The sequence below is a fragment of the Chryseobacterium sp. CT-SW4 genome (genome assembly GCF_048572715.1).
Classification (GTDB): domain Bacteria; phylum Bacteroidota; class Bacteroidia; order Flavobacteriales; family Weeksellaceae; genus Chryseobacterium.
The window spans coordinates 2391141-2414171 of sequence record NZ_CP183840.1 but is presented as its reverse complement, the minus strand read 5'-3'; the positions used below and the strand labels follow the sequence as shown (position 1 = coordinate 2414171).

The 23031-nt window shown below is 38.4% G+C and carries 15 protein-coding genes; 6 read left to right on the top strand and 9 right to left on the bottom strand.

The annotated features are described in order from the left end of the window. Positions 1–36 precede the first annotated feature (36 nt). Together ABJ974_RS10830 and ABJ974_RS10825 are read left to right on the top strand one after the other, a co-directional pair. Positions 37–1101, top strand: coding sequence for a prolyl-tRNA synthetase (locus ABJ974_RS10830; RefSeq protein ID WP_419868267.1), 1065 nt, complete (start codon positions 37–39; stop codon positions 1099–1101). Between the two features lie 50 nt (positions 1102–1151). Next, the gene (locus ABJ974_RS10825) at positions 1152–2555 is read left to right on the top strand and encodes an OmpP1/FadL family transporter (RefSeq protein ID WP_419868266.1); all 1404 of its coding nucleotides are present in this window, start codon (positions 1152–1154) and stop codon (positions 2553–2555) included. Positions 2556–2618: 63 nt separating this feature from the next. On the opposite strand, the gene ABJ974_RS10820 is transcribed toward ABJ974_RS10825, so the two are convergent. Both ABJ974_RS10820 and ABJ974_RS10815 read right to left on the bottom strand, forming a co-directional pair. Beyond that, positions 2619–3335 carry a ZIP family metal transporter gene (locus tag ABJ974_RS10820; RefSeq protein WP_419868265.1) on the bottom strand — a complete coding sequence of 239 codons (717 nt, stop codon included), beginning with the start codon at positions 3333–3335 and terminating at the stop codon, positions 2619–2621. After that, positions 3332–4060, bottom strand: coding sequence for an SAM-dependent methyltransferase (locus ABJ974_RS10815; protein WP_419868264.1), 729 nt, complete (start codon positions 4058–4060; stop codon positions 3332–3334). Before ABJ974_RS10815 ends, ABJ974_RS10820 begins: the two co-directional genes overlap by 4 nt. A 207-nt stretch (positions 4061–4267) precedes the next feature. Here ABJ974_RS10815 and ABJ974_RS10810 point away from each other — a divergent pair, with 207 nt between their 5' ends. Both ABJ974_RS10810 and ABJ974_RS10805 read left to right on the top strand, forming a co-directional pair. Continuing rightward, positions 4268–5425, top strand: coding sequence for a THUMP domain-containing class I SAM-dependent RNA methyltransferase (locus ABJ974_RS10810; protein ID WP_419868263.1), 1158 nt, complete (start codon positions 4268–4270; stop codon positions 5423–5425). Positions 5426–5480: 55 nt separating this feature from the next. Next, positions 5481–6485 carry a glycosyltransferase family 2 protein gene (locus ABJ974_RS10805; RefSeq protein WP_419868262.1) on the top strand — a complete coding sequence of 335 codons (1005 nt, stop codon included), beginning with the start codon at positions 5481–5483 and terminating at the stop codon, positions 6483–6485. Between the two features lie 39 nt (positions 6486–6524). Here ABJ974_RS10805 and ABJ974_RS10800 read toward each other — a convergent pair whose 3' ends face one another. Beyond that, positions 6525–7751 (bottom strand): aminotransferase class I/II-fold pyridoxal phosphate-dependent enzyme, encoded by a 1227-nt coding sequence (locus tag ABJ974_RS10800; protein WP_419868261.1) that lies wholly within the window; start codon positions 7749–7751, stop codon positions 6525–6527. A gap of 144 nt (positions 7752–7895) precedes the next feature. On the opposite strand from ABJ974_RS10800, the gene ABJ974_RS10795 reads away from it, so the two are divergent. Continuing rightward, positions 7896–8357: an Lrp/AsnC family transcriptional regulator gene (locus tag ABJ974_RS10795; RefSeq protein ID WP_419868260.1), complete on the top strand. Its 462-nt coding sequence runs from the start codon at positions 7896–7898 to the stop codon at positions 8355–8357. A gap of 1 nt (position 8358) precedes the next feature. On the opposite strand, the gene ABJ974_RS10790 is transcribed toward ABJ974_RS10795, so the two are convergent. From ABJ974_RS10790 to ABJ974_RS10765, 6 genes are all read right to left on the bottom strand, one after another. After that, entirely contained in the window at positions 8359–9384 is a 1026-nt protein-coding gene (locus tag ABJ974_RS10790; protein WP_419868259.1) for a bestrophin family protein, read from the bottom strand. A 146-nt stretch (positions 9385–9530) separates the two neighbouring features. After that, a complete protein-coding gene (locus ABJ974_RS10785; protein ID WP_419868258.1) occupies positions 9531–9947 on the bottom strand; it encodes a bactofilin family protein in 417 nt (138 codons plus the stop codon). 12 nt (positions 9948–9959) lie between these two features. Continuing rightward, positions 9960–10772: a peptidoglycan DD-metalloendopeptidase family protein gene (locus ABJ974_RS10780; protein WP_419868257.1), complete on the bottom strand. Its 813-nt coding sequence runs from the start codon at positions 10770–10772 to the stop codon at positions 9960–9962. A 328-nt stretch (positions 10773–11100) separates the two neighbouring features. Further along, positions 11101–13173 carry an alpha-ketoacid dehydrogenase subunit alpha/beta gene (locus tag ABJ974_RS10775; protein ID WP_419868256.1) on the bottom strand — a complete coding sequence of 691 codons (2073 nt, stop codon included), beginning with the start codon at positions 13171–13173 and terminating at the stop codon, positions 11101–11103. 75 nt (positions 13174–13248) lie between these two features. Then, positions 13249–15372: a S8 family peptidase gene (locus tag ABJ974_RS10770; protein WP_419868255.1), complete on the bottom strand. Its 2124-nt coding sequence runs from the start codon at positions 15370–15372 to the stop codon at positions 13249–13251. Positions 15373–15777: 405 nt separating this feature from the next. Then, positions 15778–17904, bottom strand: a complete 2127-nt coding sequence (locus ABJ974_RS10765) for a S8 family peptidase (protein WP_419868254.1) — start codon at positions 17902–17904, stop codon at positions 15778–15780. A 289-nt stretch (positions 17905–18193) separates the two neighbouring features. Between ABJ974_RS10765 and dnaE the strand changes: the two genes are divergently transcribed. Continuing rightward, entirely contained in the window at positions 18194–22843 is a 4650-nt protein-coding gene (gene dnaE / locus ABJ974_RS10760; protein WP_419868253.1) for a DNA polymerase III subunit alpha, read from the top strand. Positions 22844–23031: the final 188 nt, after the last annotated feature.

The following is a 23031-nucleotide window of genomic DNA, read 5'->3' as shown; positions in this document are numbered from 1 at the left end:
GCAAATATAATTTAAATTAAAAATTTTTACGTTATCATGAAACAAAATATACATAAAAATTTGCTTAGTTTACTAAAATCAAAAGGTATTTTAGTGATCTCGGGTGGATTGCTTTTAATGTCCTGTACGGCCCAGATGGGTGGTTATACAGAGACAGACGGAGTTTATTATGATCCCAATAAAGATACATTACCTGAAGGTGTAATTATAAATAACGGAGGAAACAGAGTAGGTGAATATTATGATTACTATCAGGATTCCTCTTATGATCCCAATATGATTCAGAATGCAGAGATGAATTCCCGAGATCAGAATGGAAGATATAATTCCTGGAATGATTACGGTTGGAATTCTACTGCTACGGACTCTGATTGGGGAGGTTTTGCAGGAAATGAAACTAATTATTATAATTATTCCTGGGGTCCTTCATGGGGCTGGTACGGTGGTTATAGCCCATATTGGGGCTGGAACAGCGGTTGGAACTGGGGCTTTGGTCTTTCTTGGGGCTGGGGCGGCGGCTGGAACTGGGGTTGGAACTACGGTTACTCACCTTATTGGGGATATTACAACCCATACTGGGGTTGGGGCGGTTTCTACGGTCCTTCATGGGGCTGGGGAGGCGGTTACTGGGGTAACGGCTACTACAACAGACCTATCTACAGAAGGAGCGGTGCTGATGGTGGTTTCAGAGCAGGTCAGCCAAGTAATACCAATTCTGCATTCCGAAACAATGCAAATACAGGATTCAGAAATAACACTTCAGGATTTAGAAATACAAATTCTTCCGGATTCAGAAACGGTACGAATGGTGTAAATAACAATAGCGGTTTCAGAAACTCTTCAGGATACAGAAATCCTAGACCTACCTATAACAACACCCGTCCTAATTATAATAATATGCGACCTAATTATAATAACAACAATTATAATAACAGCCAGCCAAGATATAATAACGGCGGTTTCAGATCCAATGACAGTGGAGGTTTCCGTTCTTCCGGAGGTTTTAACAGCGGCGGAGGTTTCCGATCCGGAGGTTCTTCAGGAGGCGGCTTCAGATCCGGCGGCGGAGGCGGAGGCGGCTTCAGATCGGGAGGTAGATAATAACTTTTAATAACTATTTAAGAATAATGTTAAAAAAATCTTTTGTAATAATGAGTGTTTCTGCAGCATTTTTTGCGCAGGCTCAAAATATTTCCGTGATCAAGAATTCTATCGATATTTATTCTAATACTCCTATGACAGGATCTGCCAAATTTAATGCAATGGCGGGCTCAAACGGAGCACTGGGAGGTGATGCCAATTCCCTTATGACAAACCCGGCAGGGTTAGGGGTAGCTATTGCCGGAGATTTATCGGTAACCTTATCTCTTACCAATAATAAGAATACAAGTTCTTTAGCGGGAGCTTCAGTAGGATATAATGTGGATAAATTTAATGTTGGAAACGTGAGCGGAGTAGCAACTATTCCGCTGTCACCGAAAACAGCCTGGAAATTTATTAATATCGGGGCCAATTTCTCTACACAGTCTGCAGAAGAATATATAGAGTCTCCTAGAAATACAAATGTGATAATTGCCAAGCAACTGGTAGATTCTAACGGAAATACGGTGAATGGTAATATGTCTTATCTGGGACATGCTTATAACAGATATGGTAACCAGTCTAAATTTAATCTGGGGGTAGGAGCCAACTACAACAATTCCCTTTATATAGGAGCGGCTATCAATATGCATTATGCAGACATTGATCAGTATGATACAGCCATGTTCGGATTGGATCTTGACAATTCTGTAAATACCTTTGATAAACAATATACTCCTTTCTCTGAAAAATCCAGTGGTTTTTCAGCAAGTGTGGGGGTTATCGGTAAGGTAACGAACCAATTCAGATTAGGGGCTTCCATTGAAACGCCTACCTGGTGGAATATAGACAGGATATATACGGATCACTTTACAGGAGAGGACGGATATATCTACTACAATACCTATGGGGAAAGCCGTGATTTCAGATCTCCGATGAAAGCTACCTTGAGTGGTGCTTTTGTACCTAATAAAAACTTTGCGCTGAACGTGGATTATACGTTGGGATTAACAAAGCCTAAATACAGAGTTCAGGGAGCGGCTGAAACAGAAATGAATTCCTTCTTTAATGATAATTATAAAAACCTTTCCGAAATAAAAGTAGGAGCGGAATACAGAATCCAGGCATTCAGAATAAGAGGTGGATATGCGTATGCTTCCAGTCCTTTTGATGCAATGACGGTGAGTTCTTATAATGATGCAGGTGTAGCGGGAGACAATAATTACAGCAACTTTATTTTAGGAGACCGCAATACAATCGGTGCCGGTATAGGATATGATTTCGGTAATTTCTACCTGGATGCTACCTATCAGAACATCAGCTCTAAATATAAAAATCCTTTCCTGAAAGGAGATGCTGATGCTGGAACAGGATATTACTCAGGAGATTTTGATGTAAATACACCATACTCTGTGGTTTCACAAGTGAAAAATAACAGAAATAACTTTTATCTTACTTTCGGGTGGAAATTCTAATTCCCGAATATAAATAAAGATTAAAATAAAGGTTCCGAATAAAATATTCGGAGCTTTTTATTTTTAGTGATGATGAGTATGTGAATGAGAATGGAAAAGATGCATCATCAATGCGAGGGTAACTCCTAAAATCACCAATCCGATCTTGATCCAGTCTATATTATGATTCTTATTGCTTTCAAAAATAATAACCGAAGAAATATGCAGGAAAATACCTCCTACGATAGCAAGGAAATAAGGCTGCAAATCAGGATTAAAGTAATTTCCGAGCAGCATTCCCAGCGGGGATGCCAAAGCAAATAAAGCGATAATCAATAATGAGGAATACGAAATCCTTTTTTCATTCTTATTGAAAAGATAGGCTCCCAGAATAAATGAAATGGGAAGATTATGAAATACAATTCCCAAAAGGTAAGGAGAGAGAGGCTCTTCTTCATTGGCCAAAGGGATTCCTTCTATAAAAGCATGAATAAATAATCCTACCATTAAGGCAAGGGGTAAGATATTGTTTTCATTATGATGGTGGAAATGCCCATGTTCAAAACCTTTTGTAAGGGCTTCCAGGATCATTTGCAACAGAACTCCTATGATGACAAAAATCCCCAGATTAGGAGAAATATCTGAGGTATAGACTTTAGGAAACACTTCATTTAAACAGATGGTAATAAGAAAACCGGCACTTAATATTAACAAGTTTTTAGCCAGCTTTTCTTTTTTTCCAAAATATTTTCCAAGCGATACTCCTGCAATTACACTTAAAATAAGTAGAACAATTGTCATGCTTTTTTCTTAAATAAATTGATACAACGGGGTGAAGTTTCTTTTTCAAACGGATCCAGTTGATAATTTCCCCAGACCTTGACTCTCTCAAACCCGCAATCTGTAGCATAGGAGTTAATAGCCTCCAGGGTATGAAGCTTTACTTTTTCATAAAAATTATACAGGTTTCCGTCCTCTTCAAATCTGATATCTTTAATGATATGTCTTCCTTCTATTTTTTTTGTAATATGGAATGTGAGATCTCCTCTTTCTGCTGTCTCTTTCGGAACCAGGGTATTTCTTACATATTCCTCATTGAGATAATCCAGGACAAAATATCCACCCGGTTTCAGAACATTGTAAACGGATTGAAAAACATTTTTATCATCCTTATCATTTTCGAAATAGCCGAAGCTTGTAAACAGATTAAAAACAGCATCTACGGGATCAGAGTCAATAGGGTTCCGCATGTCGTGAACTTCAAAGAGAAGCGTTTCATTCTCGAACTGTTTGTTAAACTCTATACTTTGGCGGGAAAGATCGAGTCCAAGAACATCATACCCTAATTTATTGAGGAAAACCGAATGTCTTCCTTTTCCGCAGGCCAAATCAATTATTTTTGAGCCAGGAGGAAGCCCAATATCTTGGGTCAGTTCCGTAATAAAACTTTCAGCTTCCGTATAATCTCTGTTATTGTAAAGTAAATGATAATAAGGGGTATCAAACCAAGATTCAAACCATTCCATAATACAAAAATAATTAAATTTGTGCTCTTAATAAGAAGTATTTTCCTGAAAATAAATTAACTCATTAGTTTTAAGGAGATTATATAAAAAACTTAGTTGTGATATAACAATATGGTTGAGTGCTTTTGAAATATTACTTTAAAACGGATGTTTTTATCTGAAGAATGAAGATAGGGAAGATTCGAGAATAATAACTGATTATATAGTATGGATACAGATAATTTACAGATACAGATAAAGACACTTTTCGGGCTGGAGCCGGTTCTGGCAGAGGAAATAAAGAAATTGGGAGGTAAAAACGTTGAAGTTAAAAACCGGGCCGTAAACTGTGAAGGAGATCTCGGTTTTCTTTATAAGATCAATTACTCCGCGAGAACGGCTTTGAAAATTTTGGTTCCGGTCTTTGAATTTAAAGCATTCAATGAACATAAATTTTACGAAAAATTATCCAAATTTTCCTGGGAACAGTTCATGGATGTGGATCAGACCTTTGCCATTGATGCTACCGTTAATTCTGAAAGATTTACCCATTCTCAGTTCATGACTTTAAAAATGAAAGATGCGATTGTGGATTACTTTCAGTATCATTTCAATAAGCGTCCGAATGTGGAAACCCGCAACCCGGATATTAAATTTCACCTTCATATAGACAGGGAACTGGTTACCATTTCATTAGATTCTTCAGGAGATCCTTTATTTAAAAGAGGTTACCGGAAAGAGCAGGGACAGGCGCCTATCAATGAAGTGCTGGCCAGCGGAATGCTGCAGCTGGCAGGATGGGATGGAAAAGGGAATTTCCTTGATCCCATGTGCGGTTCCGGTACATTGCTGATTGAAGCAGCTATGATTGCTATGGAACTTCCGGCTCAGATTTTTAGAAAGAAGTTTGCTTTTCAAAACTGGAAAAACTACGATGCCGAACTCTTTACCAAGATCAAAGAATTCCGGATCAATAGAATTAAAGAATTTGAAGGAAAGATTGTAGGCTATGATATTGATGCCAGAATGTTGAATGCGGCCAGACAAAATATCGAAGCCGCTGAAATGGAAGATGTAATAGAAGTAAAGAAACAAAACTTCTTTGATTCCAAAAAAGAGCTTTTTCCTTTGCTGATGGTTTTCAATCCTCCTTATGACGAAAGAATTTCAATTAATGATGATGATTTCTATAAGAAAATAGGAGATACCTTTAAAACTCATTACCCTAATACATTAGCATGGCTTATTTCTTCGGATCTGGAAGCGGTTAAGAAAATAGGTCTACGCCCTTCAAGGAAAATCAAGCTTTTCAATGGAAAGCTGGAAACAAGATTTTTGCAGTATGAAATGTATGAGGGAAGTAAGAAAGAGAAAAAACAAGCATAGCATAAAACCGTTTGCAGGTTCTCCTGCTAATAATTAATTTTGAAAAATTTTCAATTTGAGACCAACAATATCCATCGTCGTTGCCATATATAACCGGAAAGATGAGCTTTTTGAGCTCTTGACTTCGCTTACCCTTCAAACCGATAAAGATTTTGAAGTTATTATTGTAGATGATGGTTCCATGATTGATCTTAAACCTACCATTCATCATTTTGAAAATGCCCTGCAAATAAAATATTTCAGGAAGGATAATTCCGGACCTGGACTTACGCGTAATTATGGGGCTCGGAGAGCGGAAAACGAATGGCTGGTTTTTGTAGACAGTGATGTGATCGTGGAAAAAGATTATATTGAAAATATCAAAAAAGACATTGTTGAAATTCCCTGTGATGCATTCGGAGGAGCAGATAAGGCTCATAAAGGTTTTAATCTGATGCAGAAAGCAATTTCCTATTCCATGACGTCGGTTTTTACAACCGGGGGAATCAGAGGGAGTAAAAAAGCAGTATCGAAATTTCAGCCCCGCAGCTTTAATATGGGAGTGAAAAAAGAAGTTTTTGAAAAAGTAGGAGGATTTTCCGAAATGAGAATAGGAGAGGATCCGGATTTATCCATGACACTTTGGGAACAAGGATTCACTACTGCTTTCTTTGATGATATTGCCGTTTATCATAAAAGAAGAGTGGATTTTGGAAAGTTTTCAAAGCAGGTATTCCAGTTTGGCTGTGCAAGACCTATACTTAACCAAAGACATCCGGCGTATGTGAAAATTTCATTTGCTTTCCCAAGTCTTTTTCTGTTGGGGTATATAATGGGATTCCTGGAATATTTTATTTTAGGAAAAGGAATTATCCTCGCATTCTATGGATTATATACCTTTCTTGTACTGCTTCATGCCTTATGGGTTACTAAAAATATAAGCATTGCCGGAATGGCTGTTATATCCACCTATATCCAGATGTTTTCCTATGGCTATGGGTTCCTGAAATCATGGATTTTACTGAATATATTCAGAATGAAGCCGGAAGAAGCATTTCCCCATCATTTTTACAGACAATAAAATAAAATGCTGCTAACGGGTAGCAGCACTTATTGAATATTAGAATATGGAAATGTTTTCGGATTCGAGGACTCCTGTCTTCTTCATACATTCTTTCATTTTTCTGTAAGTCCGTTCAATATCATGGTCCAGACCTATGGAAAATCTGATGAGCCCGTCGGAAATTCCTATGGCGGTCCTTTCTTCTTCCGGAATTTCAGAAGAGGTTGAACTTCCCGAACATGAAAATAATGTTTTATAAAATCCAAGGCTTACCGCAAGATAGCCCAGGTTTTCATGCTGCATCAGCTCCATCAGTTCATTGGCCTTTTCCACTGTGCCTACATCCAGTGTCAAAAGACCACCAAAGCCGTATTCTTCATGAATCATGCTTTTCATCAGTTCATGGCTTTTGTGGGACTTTAGTCCCGGGTACGTTACTTTTAAACCGTCTTTTTCAAATCTTTCGGCGAGATACATTGCATTATAGCTGTGCTGTTTCATTCTGATATGAAGTGTTCTCATGTTTTTGAGGATGCTGGCAGAACGGAAGCTGTCCATCGTCGGACCCAAAAGCATACAGGCTCCGGTATTGACATTCTTTGTATCATTAATAAATTCCTGGCTGCCACAGTAAACTCCACCCACGGTATCACTGCTGCCGTTAATGAATTTGGTAAGACTGTGAATAACGATATCAGCACCTAAAAGGGTGGGAGAGATGGATAAGGGAGCGAATGTATTATCTACAATAAGCTTTAGGTTGTATTGTTTGCATATTTCGGAAAGTCTTCGGAGATCTGCCACTTCAAGAAGAGGGTTGCTCACACTTTCGCAATAAATTACTCTGGTCTGTGGGGTGATGGCCTTTTTTATAGATTCAAAATTGCAGATGTCTACAAAGGAAGTTTGTATATTAAATGAAGGAAGAAAATTCTTTAAAAAAGCATAGGTCCCTCCATAAATGGTCCTGCTGGAAATGAGGTGATCCCCGCTTTTGCAGAGCTGTAAAAGAACTGAAGTGATGGCTCCCATTCCCGAAGCAGTCACATTCGCCGCTTCCGTATTTTCCATTTTTGCTAAGGCTTGCGAAAGATAAAGATTCATGGGTGAGGAATGTCGGGAATACAAATAGCATCCGTCGGCATTTCCTTCAAACGTGTCAAACATCGTCTTTGCAGATAAAAAAGTATAGGTAGAGCTGTCAGAAATAGAAGGGTTTACGCCCCCGAATTCTCCAAAATATTGCAAATCCTGTATTTCATTGGCCGCATTGAAATGATCCATAGTTTTTGTTTTAAAAATGAATTTATTTTGGAATAATTACAAGGTTTATTTTAAATATTAGAATATAAATCTATTTAATCTGGCTATTTTAGAATAAATGTTTGCTATATTTGAGTTAATTAAACTTTTTCCAAAAAATAATCTATGGACTTTGATGAAATAGACAGAAATCTGCTTTATTTTTTGCAGGAAGATGCGAAACAAACTACCAAAGAGCTTTCCTACAAACTCGGTTTATCCGTTACGGCTGTATATGAACGTATTAAAAAGCTGGAAAACGCAAAAGTAATCTCAAAATATGTAGCTATTCTGGACCGCCGTAAGGTAGACCGGAATTTTGTGGTATTATGCCATATAAAATTGACCCAGCACAAAAAAGAATTTGTCCTCCAGTTTGAAAAAGAAGTAATGGATCTGCCGGAAGTGACAGAATGTTTCCATGTGAGCGGGGATTATGATTATATCCTCAAGATCTGTGTAAGGGATATTGAGGATTACCGGAATTTTATGCTCTCAAAGCTTACAACATTACAGCATATTGCAAGTACCCATAGTTCTTTTATGATTTCAGAAGTGAAAAATACGACGACTATTGTTGTAGAATAACTTAAACCAGTACTCCGTTTTTAGAAGCGATAGGATCGGGCAGGTTCTCTTTTTGTCCCGTTATCTGTAAAAGGTCGATTTCTATGGTTCGGCAAATTGAAAGCATAGGAATATCAAACATGAGTCCGGCAAAAGGATTCTCAGAATAATCACCTACCAGTTCCATTACAATATAAATCCAGCCAATAATTACACAAAAAGGAATACAGGTCCAGATTCCCCATGTACCTAATTTGGCAAATTCATTTACCAGCCCCAAAGGCAGAAGAGCAATAAAGATAATATTGAATACAAATGCGGTGCTTGCAAACTGTCTCGGTGAAGGGAACTTTTTAATTCTCTCCGCCTGTCCCTGATAGTCATAGAACAGATTAAGAGCATTCTGTAATTGCACCTGATTGAAATCTGAAATGATCCCGTCGTTTTTTAATTCATTGATTTCTTTAGCTTGTTTTGAAATAAGATAGGTGGCAAAGTTTTTATATTCCGCCTGCAGCTGAAATTCCTCCTCGGACAGGTATTTATGCAAAAAAATGGAGGTCCTTCCATAATCAGGAAATCCCGCTTTAATAAGCCTGTTTCTTTTTACATTGATGGAGCCAAAATGCCTTTTAAGGCTTATATGCTCCCATTCCGTAGGAACCAAAAGCTGTTCACGAAAAGTATAAAGCCAGGCGATATGGCGGTAGACAATTCGTTTTCTTTTCTCTTCAAGGTCCGGATGGCTACCATTTTCAGTATCAAAGGCATACAGCATGGAAGCAAAAGAACGGCTGGAATTTACAATTCCTCCCCATATCTTTCTGGCCTCCCATAAACGGTCATAAGCCTGGTTATTTTTAAAACCCACATAGAATGCTTCAGCGGTACCGATCAGCGCCAGAGGAAGCCACGGAATGGTCATCCATTGCCAGTTGAAGAAATAATACGCCGCAGCGACGAGGGTGCACCATACGGTAAGCCATATCAGGTGAGAGCCTGCGAGGTTGAGAATCTGTTTGTAGTTGATATACTTGGTGGTAATCATAAAAAATGCCTGTGCTTGATCAGAGTTTCAACAAAATAGATACCAACCTGATCAAATTTAGGATGAAATGTAAACTATTGAAGAGAAAGATGCTTCAAAATCACTTATAAACGAACCTGAAATAGGGGAGTAATCAAAGCCGGAGCTTAGTGAACAGCCTGTTTTACATTATTTTTTTCAGCTGCCAGCTTCTGTTCATTGTTCATCATCAGCTTTCCATTGTATTTTCCACCGATTTCGATTTCTACGGCATTTACAGAAATATCTCCGTTGATAACACCTGAAGATTTCAGCTGAATCTCATCTGCATTCAGATTACCCTGTACCTGGCCGAAGATGATCACTTTTTTACTGTGAAGGTCTCCCTTGATCTGGGCTTTATTTCCTATGATGATGAGCTTGTCCGCTTTTACATTTCCGGATATTTTTCCATCGATTCTGATGCTTGTGTTGGAAACGATATCGCCGGTGACATGCATGTCTTCTCCTACAATGGAAGTAATCGCTTCATTCGTTGCCTTGCTGGTATTTAAAATCTTGTTTTCTTTTTTATTATTGAACATCTTAGTATGTGTTTAAAAGTTAAAATACAATTCCGGGTTTATTCTTTCCCCTTTAAAGTGAATTTCATAATGAAGGTGGGGTCCGGTACTTCTTCCGGTACTTCCGATTGCCCCTATGGTTTTTTCTCCTTTTATGCTGTCACCTACTTTCACATTGATTTTTGAAAGGTGACCATATAAAGTCTGCAGATTGAACCCGTGATCTATAATGATACAGTTCCCATATCCGCCTTTCTGCCCGGCAAAACTTACCTTTCCTTCGGCTGTTGACATGATAGGATCTCCCATTTTTCCCCGGAAATCCGTTCCGGAATGACCTTCAGAACCGTGGCCTGTGAAAGGATTGGCACGGGTACCGAAATGAGACGTTATTTTTCCCTCATAAGGTTTTCCTAAAGGAATAAGAACAACATTTTCTTCAAGCTTTTGAATGTTTTTTTGATACAGTGCACTCATTTTATTGACATCCTGCATCATAAGCGCATTCTGATCAATCTTTTTCATTTTGAGACTATGCAGGCCCCGGGCTGTCATAAACTGATTAACTTTATTAATGCTCTCATCAATGGATTTAAAAGATTGTTGTAATTTTTGTAGATCTATCTGTTTCCGGACATAATTGGCTCTTTCAAGCTGAGCCTGGTAATGTTGACTGGTTTTCTGATAGATAAATATTCCGATAATAACTAAAAGGATGGTCATCACAAAACCGATAATTAGAAGAAATTTTTTCCAGTATAATAAGACGAAAGTCGGAACCAGCATCATTTTATTCCCATGCCCTTCCGCGTTTACGAAATGAACGGATGTTTTATGACTCAGCATATTATTATTTTAGACTAATTATTAAACAGCAGGACAAAACTAGAGACTTGAAATAAAATATGAGTAAAAGACGATCTTAAAATGTTGTTAACAAACGTTCGTTTTGTCTTAAATTCTGTTAAAATATGAAATATTACAACTTATTAGTAATCATGAAGTTAAATGAATTTTATAACAGCTGTTTTTAACAATATTACTTTAGTTTTAGAAAAAAATTAACATCAGGGAATTTATAGGGGAATAAATTTATTGTAATTGAACTATCGGTTAAAAATGAACAAAAAAAATCCCCAAAAATATTTTCTGGGGATTTCTATTTATATGGATTTTAATGTTTCAATATTTCTTCAATCTTGCGGGTTAGTTTTTCCGCATTGGGAAGCATTTCCTTTTCCAATACCAAATTGATAGGGACAGCCGGAAGATCTAATGCTCCCATAGCTTCTACCGGAGCATCCAGATATCGAAAACAATTCTTTGAAATCCTGTGAGCAAAAGCTTCTGCAAATGAATTATTCAGTTGTTCTTCCGTTACAACAATACACTTTCCGTGTTTTTTCACTCGCTCAAAAACAAGTTCTTCATCTAAAGGAATTAAAGTTCTCAGGTCGATAACTTCTATATTACCCTGGAAGTTCCTGGCAGCCTCTTTAGCCCAATATACTCCCATTCCATAGGTGACGATTACCAAACTGCGACCTTTGGAAACAGCTTCAGGATCTGCTTCAATAATTACATTTCCTTTTCCGAACGGTAAAATATAATCTTCGGCGGGTTCGATGGTTTTAGCATCCTCGGTTCCCGGAACCTTACTCCAGTAGAGACCTTTGTGCTCAAGCATGATTACGGGATTGGGATCATAATAGGCAGCTTTCAATAATCCTTTAAAATCGGCAGCGTTACTTGGATAAGCTATTTTAATGCCTTTAATATTGGCTAAAATACTTTCGACACTTCCGCTGTGATAAGGCCCGCCACCACCATAGGCACCGATAGGTACGCGGATGATATTGCTGACAGGATATTTTCCGTTGCTTAAGTAATTTGATTTTGAAATTTCCGTGATCAGCTGGTTAATTCCCGGATAGATATAATCAGCAAACTGAACTTCAACAATAGGTTTTAGACCTACTGCGCTCATTCCGGCGGTAGAGCCGATGATATAAGCTTCCTGGATAGCCGTATTGAAAACTCTTTTATTTCCGAATTTTTTACCTAAAGTTACCGTTTCACGGAATACCCCTCCGATCCTTTCTCCTACATCCTGTCCGTACAGCAGGGCTTCCGGATGTTTCCACATCAGTTCCTGAATAGCATGGATAGCTGCATCTACCATTACGATCTTCTCTCCGTTTTGAGGCTCACGTATCCCTACTTCTTCAGTGACGGGAGTAGGGGCAAAAATATGTTGGGTAACCGTTTCAGGTTTAGGATCTTCAGCATTTCTAGCTTTTTCAAAAGCCTGCTCCGCTTCTAAACGGTTTTTTTTGGTAATCTGTGTCAGGATTTCCTGATCAACACCACTGTGTAATAATTGTTTTCTGAGAATTTCTCCCGGATCTTTTTCCCTATGCCTGGCAAGATCTTCTTCATTTCTGTAAAACTCTCTTCTTACCCCGGAAGTATGGTGTCCGATCAATACGGTTTTTGCACAAACCACTAATGGTTTTCTTTCTGATCTTACAAAATCTACGGCTTTTTTCATGATTTCATAGCTTTCTGCAAAATCGGTTCCGTCCACTCTCATTCTGCTTAATCCTGCAAATCCTGCAACGAAATCATAAGCATCACATGTTCGGGCCTCTTCTTTGGTTACGGAGATTCCCCATTCGTTATCCTGAACCAGGAATATAATAGGAAGTTGATGTAATGCGGCAAATTGAAGGGCTTCACTTACTTCACCTTCAGTGACAGAATTGTCTCCAAGACTGCAAACCACTACCGGATTATTTTCGAAATTCTGTAATTTAAATTCCTGAATATACTGGATTCCCTGAGCTACACCTGTCGTAGGAATGGTTTGCATCCCTGTGGCAGAGCTTTGATGGATCATTTTGGGTTTATTGTCATCCCTGCTGGATGGATGGGAATAATACGATCTGCCTCCCGAAAAAGGATCGTCAGCTTTTGCCAATAATTGAAGCATAAGCTCATAAGGCTCATAACCAAGTCCCAGAAGTAAGCTTTCGTCCCTGTAATAAGGAGAAACCCAGTCTTCTTTTTTCAACTGGTATGCGGTGGCTAATTGAATGGCTTCGTGTCCTCTGGAGGTACTGTGAACATATTTGCAGATATTCCTGTTCTCTTCATATATATCAGCCATTGCTTTAGCAAGCATCATATGGTTGTAGGCCTTTAGTAAAACGTCCTTAGAAACTTTTTCGTGAAGTGTATTTTCCATAGAAAGCAAATATACATAAAAAAACAAAATACTAACAATTGTTAGTATTTTGTATTGATATATGGATTATGTTGATTATTCTTTAATTACTTTTTTAGAAATAATTTCCTTATTTGTATTTATTTCGATGATATAAATACCTTTTGGATAAGCAGACAGGTCTAGTGAATGGGTACTCGTCTGTAAGCTTCCGCTTTGCAGTTTTTTCCCGGTAAGGTCATAAATATTGAATGTGGAATTGGACGGAGCTTTTAACACATTGACATAATCTTTGGTTATGGTAGGTGATATGACCATGTTTTGTTGTGGAGCCATGCTTATTTTAGCAGTTGCCAGTGTTTCTGTCTTTCCGGTTACAATGATGGAATAATTCTGTGGAGCGTTGCCTCCTGTATTATTAACTAAACTTCCTTTATTGGAAACTACCACTTTGTAATTTCTTCCGGCTACGGGATTGTCAATAATTACCTGTTCTACATTATCTACGGTATTATCTGCCTTGGTTGCCGGTATAAGAGGGCTGTTGGCATTAAGTTTCCATGGATAGTAAGTGGTGTTGGTTGACGTATCGATGATTCTTAGATCCAGGTCATTGATTAACCTTGAAGTCCGGTTGTTATAAGCCTGTCCCCATGTGAGGTTAGCAGGAATTTTATATTCCGGATCGATCCAGGAAATGGTAACCTTAAGAGGTTCGGTGCCTGATGCCTTTACGGTTGTTTCGTTGGGGGTACCGCTGGTAAGTACCTCATTATTGAATGTTACGGTATTGTTTGCCTTTCCTACTAAAATTTCAGCTCCTTTTTTAGCATTTATTAATCCCCATCCGAATAAAGGATCGGGACCTATGCTGCCTGCTTCCAGGGCGGAATGTACGGTTAAAGCTTTTGCGCTGGCGGCATTTAAGAGCTGATTGGAAAACAGGTCTTTATATATCTGGCTCCATAATCCGATAATCCCGGTTACCACCGGCCCGGAATAGGAAGTTCCGCTTCCGTAAGAGTATGAATTACTGCCGTTAGTAGAACTGGATGCCAGGAATACATCGGTTCCCGTAGTGGTGATGTCCGGCTTTATACCTCCGTCATCCCGCGGGCCTGCACTGCTGTAGGAAGAGTGTACGGCATCACTAGGGGAAGTGTACCGGAAGTTATTGGTTGTGATCACATCGGAGGCACCTACGATAATGATATTTTTAGCTAATGAACCTACGCCTATACAATCATAACCTTGTGCACAATCGGACGGCGGTAGCGTATCGGTAGGTGAGAATGATACCAGGTTTCCGTTGTTATCCTGATAGGCAGCCTGTATGTTAGAATTGGCGCTGGGACCGTTTCCGAATGAGTTTCCTGCGGATTTTACGATAATATAGGATGGATTGTTGTAAACGATCTGGTCGTAATTTTGGTCATTGGTAAAATAAGTTCCATTGAGGTTGTATTGTGTGGCAGGGCTTGTAAAGGCTCCGGTCCAAAGCCATATATTCGATCCGGAATTTAATGTCGCTATGGTCCATCCGGAATCTACTCCATAAGAGTGATTGGAAACACTTGGCTGGGCAGTAAGGATTTTTTGATATACGTTGCTTACAGTAGAATTTCCAGGTAATGTAGTGGTAGAAAAGGAATAGGAGTCAATAGTAGAATTTTTTGCAACTCCTTGGATATTTCCGGTTACAGCCGCTCCATTAACGGTTCCTGAGACGGAGACGGATGTACTTCCGATAAATCCTGCTACACCGGTGGCATGACCGCTGTAAGCAACGGTATTTGCTTCTTTGTTGGTAATTCTTCCTGCTGCGTTGGCAAATGCTACGTGAGGAGCATACACCCGCCCACCATCGAATATGGTGAATTTAATTCCTTCTCCATTGTAGGCATTATTTAATCCGTTTATATTTCCCGAAGAAGTAAGAGCATCCGCATTAGAATTATAGACTTGTCGGATATCCTCTTTCTGATAAAAATAAGGTTTTCCATCTGGGGTAAATCCTGCAAGATTTTCTCTGTATTGGGTGGCTTCTTTTTGAGCCTCCGGAGATTTGGAGAGGGCTGCTCTTTTTTTAGCTAAATAAGAATCAAATTTTGCATTATTCTCCTTGTTCTGTCTTTCAAATTCTTTCTGAAGGGTTTCATTACTTTGAGCATTAACGAAGGAAGCGGTAAGGACGCTAACTAGAAATAATTGTCTTTTCATATTCAATCAATTAGTTTGTTAAGTGAAGATCATATAATCATTATGAAAAATATAATCCAGGTTGTTTTTATAAATTAATATTTTAATATGGATATTTTATTGAATGTATTATTGTTTGGTAATAAACTTTGAGAAATCAATAAAATTGTATGAACAAATATAGATAATTAGCCTATGTAAAAAATCCGGTTTTCTGCTGATGAAGACTGGTTTTGTTTTTAACTGTTTGATTTTTAGTTATTTGTATAATTGACTGAGATGGATTCACAGTACGTAATACGTATCATATAATTGAGAGCAGACAGAAAAAATAGGAGATGAAAACGGTAAATAGAGAGATGAGATAAAAAAAACAGTACACTATCAATGATGGTGTACTGTATTGTTGCTATAAAAGATTAAGATTTATTCTTTAATTACTTTTTTAGAAATTACTTCTTTATCTGTTTTAATATTTATGATGTAAACTCCATTCGGATAAGAAGAAAGATCTACGGAAGTTTCATCTGTATTGATGGTTCCTCCCTGTAATCTTTTACCTGTTATATCAAAAATTTCAAAAGCAGATTTTTTAGGAGCTTTAAGAACCTTCACATAATCTTTAGTGATGGTAGGAGCAATAACGATATTGTTGGTGCTGATGGCTTCTTTTGTACCTAATACTTCAGAGAATCCGGTTACGATAATGGAATAGTCCTGTGGGGTGGCTGTTCCTGCGCTATTTACTAAAGTTCCTTTATTGGAAACCACTATTTTGTATTCTCTTCCTGCTACGGGAGCGTCAAATACTACCTGTTCAACATTGTCTACGGTATTATCAGCTTTTGTTGCCGGAGTTGTAGGTGAATTGGCATCCAGCTTCCAAGGGTAATAGGTAGTGTTGGTAGTGGTATCAATAATTCGAAGGTCAAGATCATTTATTAATCTCGAAGCCCTGTTGTTGTATAAATCAGACCAGTAATTGGATGAAACCACATATTCAGGGTCAGTCCAGGAAATAGTTACTTTAAGAGGTTCGGATCCTGAAGCTTTGACTGTTTTTTCATTAGCAACTCCACTGGTTAGAGTTTCATTTTCAAAAATAGTGGTATTGTTGGATTTTCCTACCAGTAATTCGGCTCCTCCTTTTGCGTCGATATATCCCCATCCGAATTGAGGGTCAGGACCTACTGTACCTGCTTCCAAAGCCGAATGTACCATTAATGTTTTTGCTGAGGCTGCATTCAGATCCAGGTTATTAAATAATGATTTATGAATTTGTGACCAAAGTCCTATAATTCCGGTGACCTGAGGTGCGGACATGGATGTACCGCTTCCTACCTGCCAGCTGGCACTTCCTGTTGTAGTATCAGCTGTTGAAGCCATCCAGATATCGGTACCAGGAGCTGCTATATCGGGTTTTATTCCTCCGTCGTCTCTTGGACCTGCATTACTGTAACTTGATCTTACTACATCAGTAGCCGCGGTATATCGGTAATTGTTGGTGGTAATGATATCGGTAGCACCTACAACAATAATGTTTTTAGCGAGTGAACCGTATCCGATGCAGTCGGCGCCTTGCTGGCAGTTGGCGTCCGGAGCGTTTCCTGCGGTGTAAGCTGCATATCCTGTTGAGGTATAATAGTAAGCATTGGTGGTAGTACCGGAATATCCCGGACCATATCCGTAATAGTTACCTGCAGATTTTACAATAATATAAGAAGGATTGTTGTATACAATGGCATCATAGTTTTGATCGCTTGTATAATAAGTTCCCATCAGGTCATAATTTTCATTGGTAGTTGGGAAATAGTTTCCGCCCCAATACCATCCTGTATTAGGATATCCTTCAGCTATGGTATGGTAGTCCCATCCCGGATTGGTTCCGTATGAGTGGTTGGAAAGGTTGGGCTGTGCAATAAGGATTTTATTGAAAACCGTGCTTGCAGCTGTATTTCCCGGTAAAGTAGTGGTAGCGAACCTGTAGGAATCCATAGTGGAATTGATGGCAACTCCTTTGGTGTTTCCTGTTGCGATCACATTTCCATTGGAGTCGGATTGGTTTAATCCCTGTGCTCTTCCTCCTATGATACTTGCAACACCTGTTGCGTGGCTGCTGTATGCATTGGTTGCATCTTCTTTATTGGTGATCCTGTTGGTAGCGTTATCGAATACGGGATGGGTTTCATAAATCCTGCCCCCATCGAATACGGTGTACTTGATACCTTCTCCATTAAAAGCTGTGGTGAGCCCGGTGACTCCGCCTGCAGTTGTTAATGCATCAACGTTGTTGTTGTAAATCTGGTTCTGGTCTTCAGCCTGGTAAAAATTCGGTACGTCACCGCTAAAGCCTGCCAGATTGGCTCTTAATTCTTCAATTCTTTTCTCAGTTTCTGCGTTTCTGTCGTTTCCGAACGTTTTACTGATGTAAGACTCAAATTTTTTGTTGTTTTGTTCATTTTGTCTTTGGAATTCCTGTTGTAAATTTTCGTTGTTTTGAGCATTTATTAACGTAATTGCCAAAGTGCTGATTAAAAGTAGATGTTTCTTCATAACATATAAGAGAATATTAATAGAATGTATTTAAGCAAATTTATGTAAAATTATTATAAATAATGGTTTATGTATAATTAAATTTATCATATGTTGGTGATTTTTAATTTATTTGATATAAATGATTTAGTAATTTTTAGTTTTAGACGGTTTTGGAAAAATGTTTATAATGTAATTGTAAAATACATAAGATAGATATTTTGCTAATAAAACGATCGGTATTGTCATTTCATTAATCCAAAAAAATGGACTAACTTTACATTCCATTTCTTAAACAGGGATAAAGTACATGTATTTAATTTTTGACACAGAAACTACAGGTTTACCTAAAAACTTTAATGCTCCGCTTTCCGATTCAGATAACTGGCCACGAATGGTCCAAATCGCATGGCAGTTGCATGATGATGACGGAAACCTTATTGAAAACCAGGATTATATAATTAAGCCGGAAGGCTATGATATTCCCTTTAATGCAGCCAGGATTCACGGTATTACCACGAAAATAGCCAATGAAGAAGGTAGAGATCTGCAGGAAATCCTCGAAGAGTTTTCTAAAGTCCTGGAAAAAGTAAGGGTGGTCTCAGGGCATAATGTGGAGTTTGATTATAACATCGTTGGGGCTGAGTTTTTCAGAAAGAATATAAATGATAACCTGCAGCAGAAACCTAAGGCAGATACGATGATCTTAGGTACGGACTACTGTCAGCTGGGAGGAGGAAAAGGAGGAAGATATAAATCTCCGAAACTCGAAGAACTCTATGAAAAATTATACGGACATAAATTTGATGAGGCGCATAATGCCGCAGCGGACGTAAATGCCACAGCTCAGGTCTTCTTTGAAATGATGAGGATTGGAATTATCCCTCCGGAAATCTTAAAAATTTCGGAAGATCAACTCAAATATTTCCAGTCTTTATATCCGGATCCGGTTAAACCTTTTGGAATTGTTATCCGAAGACAGGTTGCGGATTTTCATAATAAGAAAAAACAGGCAGACTTTGGAAGCATTGATGAAATTGACCTTGGAAAATACTTTAACTTTGATAATCACAGTGTCTTTTCTACATTAACGGCTACTACCAGTATTTCTGATCTTATCAATAAAGCTTCTGAGGAAAATTTTCCGGCGGTGGGAATGGTCGATCTGGGGAATATGATGGGAGCTTTTAAATTTGTTTCTGCGGTAGAATCTACCAATTCCGACAGAGCAAAAAAACATAAAGAATACCTGGCAAAAAAACAGGAAGCAGAAGAAAACGGACAGGAATTTAAAGATCCGGAACCATCTGCTGATCCATTAATACCCATTGTAGGGTGCGAATTTTACATATCGGACCGGTATGAGCAAAAGCAGTTTACTAAAGATGATCCTGACAGAAGAACACAGGTAGTGCTCCTCGCTAAAGATTTCAATGGATATAAAAATCTGGCCAAATTATCAAGTATAGGATTCTTAAAAGGATTTTATTTCGGGGTTCCAAGGGTAAGCAGAGAGCTGATAGCTGAATATAAAGAAGGGGTTATTGCTTTAACTTCCGGAATCTACGGGGATATTCCTGATGCCATTTTAAATACCGGTGAACAAAAAGGGGAAGAGCTTTTCAAATGGTGGAAAGATACCTTCGGAGATGATTTTTATGTTCAGCTGCAAAACCATAAGCTTCCTGAAGAAGAACACCTTAATGAAGTCTTATTATATTTTGCTGATAAATATAATGTGAAAATATTGGCTCAGAATGAGACTTTCTATACCAATAAGGATGATTCCAATATCCAGGATATTGTGAGCTGTATCAAAGACGGTGAAAAGCTGTCCACTCCGGTAGGAAAAGGATTTGGAAAAAGAAGAGGGCTTGCTACGGGAGAGTATTATATGAAGTCTGCGGATGAGATCAAAGAAGCATTTTTGGCTTATCCTGATGCATTTGAAGCTTATGAGGAATTTTTAGCTAAATTCAGTCCGTATACCCTGAAAAGAGATGTTCTCCTTCCTAAATTTGATATTCCTGAAGAATTTGTTGATCCTCAGGATGAGGTAGATGGTGGAAAAAGAGGAGAGATGGCTTATCTCACGCATTTAACCTATGAAGGAGCGCGGAAAAGATATGATGAAATCACAGATGATATTAAAGAACGTCTGGATTTCGAACTGGATGTAATTGCCAACACCGGATATCCGGGGTACTTCCTCATTGTACAGGACTTTTGTAATGAAGCCCGTAATATGGGAGTTTGGGTAGGGCCGGGCCGTGGTTCCGCAGCAGGTTCTGCAGTAGCCTACTGTATCGGAATTACCAATGTGGATCCTATTAAATATGATCTCCTTTTTGAGAGATTCCTGAATCCGGAAAGGATTTCCATGCCGGATATTGATATTGATTTCGATGATGAAGGTAGGGATAGGATTATTAAATGGGTAATCGAAAAATATGGACAGAGCCAGGTGGCTCAGATTATTACATACTCGGTATTGGGAGGAAAGTCGGCGATTAAAGATGCGGGACGGGTGTTGGATGTTTCCATTCCGGATACAAACAATATTGCTAAGCTGATTCCGTCCACTCCCGGAATGAATATTGCCAAAGCATTGGCTAAATATGATAAGCTGAAACCGGAAGAACAGCTTTTGGTGGACGAAATGAGACTGGTACTGGATACTCCTGATGATCCTCGGTTTGAAGTCTTGGCGAGTGCCATGAAAATGGAAGGATGTATCAGAAATACCGGAATCCATGCCTGTGGGGTAATCATTACCCCCGAAGAGGTTAGTAATCTGGTACCCGTAACGATTGCTGCAAAAGATGCCGATATCCTGGTCTCCCAGTTTGACAACTCGGTGGCGGAAAGTGCAGGGCTGCTGAAAATGGACTTCCTGGGACTTCGTACTTTAACGATTATTAAAGATGCTTTAAAGCTGGTTAAAGAAAGACATGATATAGACATCAATCCTGATGAAATTCCATTGGATGATGCAAAAACGTATCAGTTGTTTAAAGAAGGCCGTACAGTAGGGATATTCCAGTATGAAAGCCCCGGAATGCAAAAATACATGAGGGAGCTGAAGCCTACTGTTTTTGCGGATCTTATTGCCATGAATGCACTGTACCGTCCGGGACCTATAAAATATATTCCAAATTTTATTAACAGGAAGCATGGTATCGAGGAAATTGTTTATGATTTACCGGAAACTGAAGAATATTTAAAAGAAACCTACGGAATTACCGTTTATCAGGAGCAGGTAATGCTGTTGTCCCAGAAGCTTGCCAACTTTACAAAAGGTGAGGCAGATACATTAAGAAAAGCGATGGGGAAAAAGCAGATCGACGTCCTGAATAAAATGTACCCGAAATTTATTGAGGGAGGGAAAAAGAATAATCTGGATGAAGACAGGCTCAATAAAATATGGAATGACTGGAAAGCCTTCGCTGAATATGCATTTAACAAATCCCACTCCACGTGTTATGCCTTAATTGCTTATCAGACAGCTTATTTAAAAGCTAATTATCCTGCCGAATATATGGCGAGTGTAATGAGTAATAACATTAACAATACGGCTCAGATCACCATGTTTATGGAGGATTGTAAAAGTATGGGAGTGGATGTACTCGGACCGGATGTAAATGAATCTCAATATAAATTCTCAGTAAACGAAAAAGGACAGATCCGTTTTGGATTAGGAGCAATAAAAGGAATAGGTGAGGGGCCGAGTGAAGCGATCACTAATGAAAGGATGAATGGAAGGTTTAAAAATATTTATGACTTTTTTGAACGTATCCTTCCTTCGCAGATGAATAAAAGAGTAGCGGAAAGTTTAGTGGTTGCAGGAGCCTTTGATGAATTAGATACCTATCACAGAGGACAGTATTTCGATATAGATGCCGCAGGGAGAACCAATCTTGAGAGACTTATCCGTTATGGGCAGAGCTTCCAGGAAAGTGTAAATGAAATGGAAAATTCCCTGTTTGCGGATTTTGTGGAAGAAGTGCAGATAGAACAGCCGAAACTGGCACCGTGCCCGGAATGGCCTAATATGCATAAACTTAATAAAGAAAAAGAAATTATAGGATTTTATTTATCCGCCCATCCTTTAGATGAATTTAAATATCAGTTTCAGTTTATGCAGGGGCAGCTTTCCAAGAATGTAGTACTGGAAAAAGATGAAGAAAAGCTGGCGGTGGAGGAAGATCCGATTTTGGAACAGGAAGCAGCGGAGGAAGTGGTAAATGTAGCAGAAATCCTTGATGTAGATGAGCTGTTGACCGGCGAAGAGGAGGTTGTCGAAGAAGTGACCAAAAAAGCGGAGCCCAAAGGGAATTTCGGTTTTCTGAATCTGGATGAGCTGGATGCCTACAAAGAGCAGGCTTTTGCTAATAAACCCGCAGAATTATTTGAAGAAAAGAAAGACTGGAGACAAAAGCAGAAAGAGAAAGAAAATGGTAAAGAGTATACGGTAGCAGGTCTTATCACCGAATATAGAGTACAGGATGGCTTTAAAAGCGGTGAGAAAGTAGCCTTTCTTACCCTGGAGGATTATACCGGATCCTATTCTTTCAGGCTAGGTGACAGGGATTATATGAGGTTAAAAGAAAAACTGGAAGTCCAGCGTTTTGTGATTTTAAAAATAAAATTTGCCCAGGTGAAGGATGGAAGGGTTTTCGTAAATGTAAATGAGGTAATAGAACTGAAAGATGCCTTTGAAAAATTTGCGAAAAGTATTTCTTTGGTAATGGATGTAATGGATTTCAGAAAAGAAGATCTTGAGTTTTTCCGTACCGTATTGGATAAAAACAAAGGAGAGCAGAAATTTAAGGTTTATATTAAGAATGCTGAAGAAAATTCACATATTGAACTTCAGTCTATGAAATACTCTGTGGATTTGAATGGAGATTTAATAAAAGAGATACAATTATTGAATAAGTATGAATTTTATTTAAATTAAATATTCAGGTTAAAATTATTCTTAATTCACGAGAGATAATAGAAAAAGCGGCTTATATGCCGCTTTTTCTATTGGTAATATTTAGGTAAAATAAGTTAAATGTTTGTTTTAATTTTAAAAATATTGAATAAAATATGAATTATATTGAATAAATTATTACATTCGCTTCCTAAATTTTAAAAACTAAT

Excerpts from the sequence above, each read along its gene's own strand:
- ABJ974_RS10800 (WP_419868261.1), bottom strand. The coding sequence starts at position 7,751 with ATGGATCATTTCAATGCGGCCAATGAAATACAGGATTTGCAATATTTT.
- ABJ974_RS10770 (WP_419868255.1), bottom strand. The coding sequence starts at position 15,372 with ATGAAAAGACAATTATTTCTAGTTAGCGTCCTTACCGCTTCCTTCGTT.
- ABJ974_RS10785 (WP_419868258.1), bottom strand. The coding sequence starts at position 9,947 with ATGTTCAATAATAAAAAAGAAAACAAGATTTTAAATACCAGCAAGGCA.
- ABJ974_RS10810 (WP_419868263.1), top strand. The coding sequence starts at position 4,268 with ATGGATACAGATAATTTACAGATACAGATAAAGACACTTTTCGGGCTG.
- ABJ974_RS10830 (WP_419868267.1), top strand. The coding sequence starts at position 37 with ATGAAACAAAATATACATAAAAATTTGCTTAGTTTACTAAAATCAAAA.
- ABJ974_RS10820 (WP_419868265.1), bottom strand. The coding sequence starts at position 3,335 with ATGACAATTGTTCTACTTATTTTAAGTGTAATTGCAGGAGTATCGCTT.
- ABJ974_RS10790 (WP_419868259.1), bottom strand. The coding sequence starts at position 9,384 with ATGATTACCACCAAGTATATCAACTACAAACAGATTCTCAACCTCGCA.
- ABJ974_RS10815 (WP_419868264.1), bottom strand. The coding sequence starts at position 4,060 with ATGGAATGGTTTGAATCTTGGTTTGATACCCCTTATTATCATTTACTT.
- ABJ974_RS10825 (WP_419868266.1), top strand. The coding sequence starts at position 1,152 with ATGAGTGTTTCTGCAGCATTTTTTGCGCAGGCTCAAAATATTTCCGTG.
- ABJ974_RS10780 (WP_419868257.1), bottom strand. The coding sequence starts at position 10,772 with ATGCTGAGTCATAAAACATCCGTTCATTTCGTAAACGCGGAAGGGCAT.
- ABJ974_RS10775 (WP_419868256.1), bottom strand. The coding sequence starts at position 13,173 with ATGGAAAATACACTTCACGAAAAAGTTTCTAAGGACGTTTTACTAAAG.
- ABJ974_RS10765 (WP_419868254.1), bottom strand. The coding sequence starts at position 17,904 with ATGAAGAAACATCTACTTTTAATCAGCACTTTGGCAATTACGTTAATA.
- ABJ974_RS10795 (WP_419868260.1), top strand. The coding sequence starts at position 7,896 with ATGGACTTTGATGAAATAGACAGAAATCTGCTTTATTTTTTGCAGGAA.
- dnaE (WP_419868253.1), top strand. The coding sequence starts at position 18,194 with ATGTATTTAATTTTTGACACAGAAACTACAGGTTTACCTAAAAACTTT.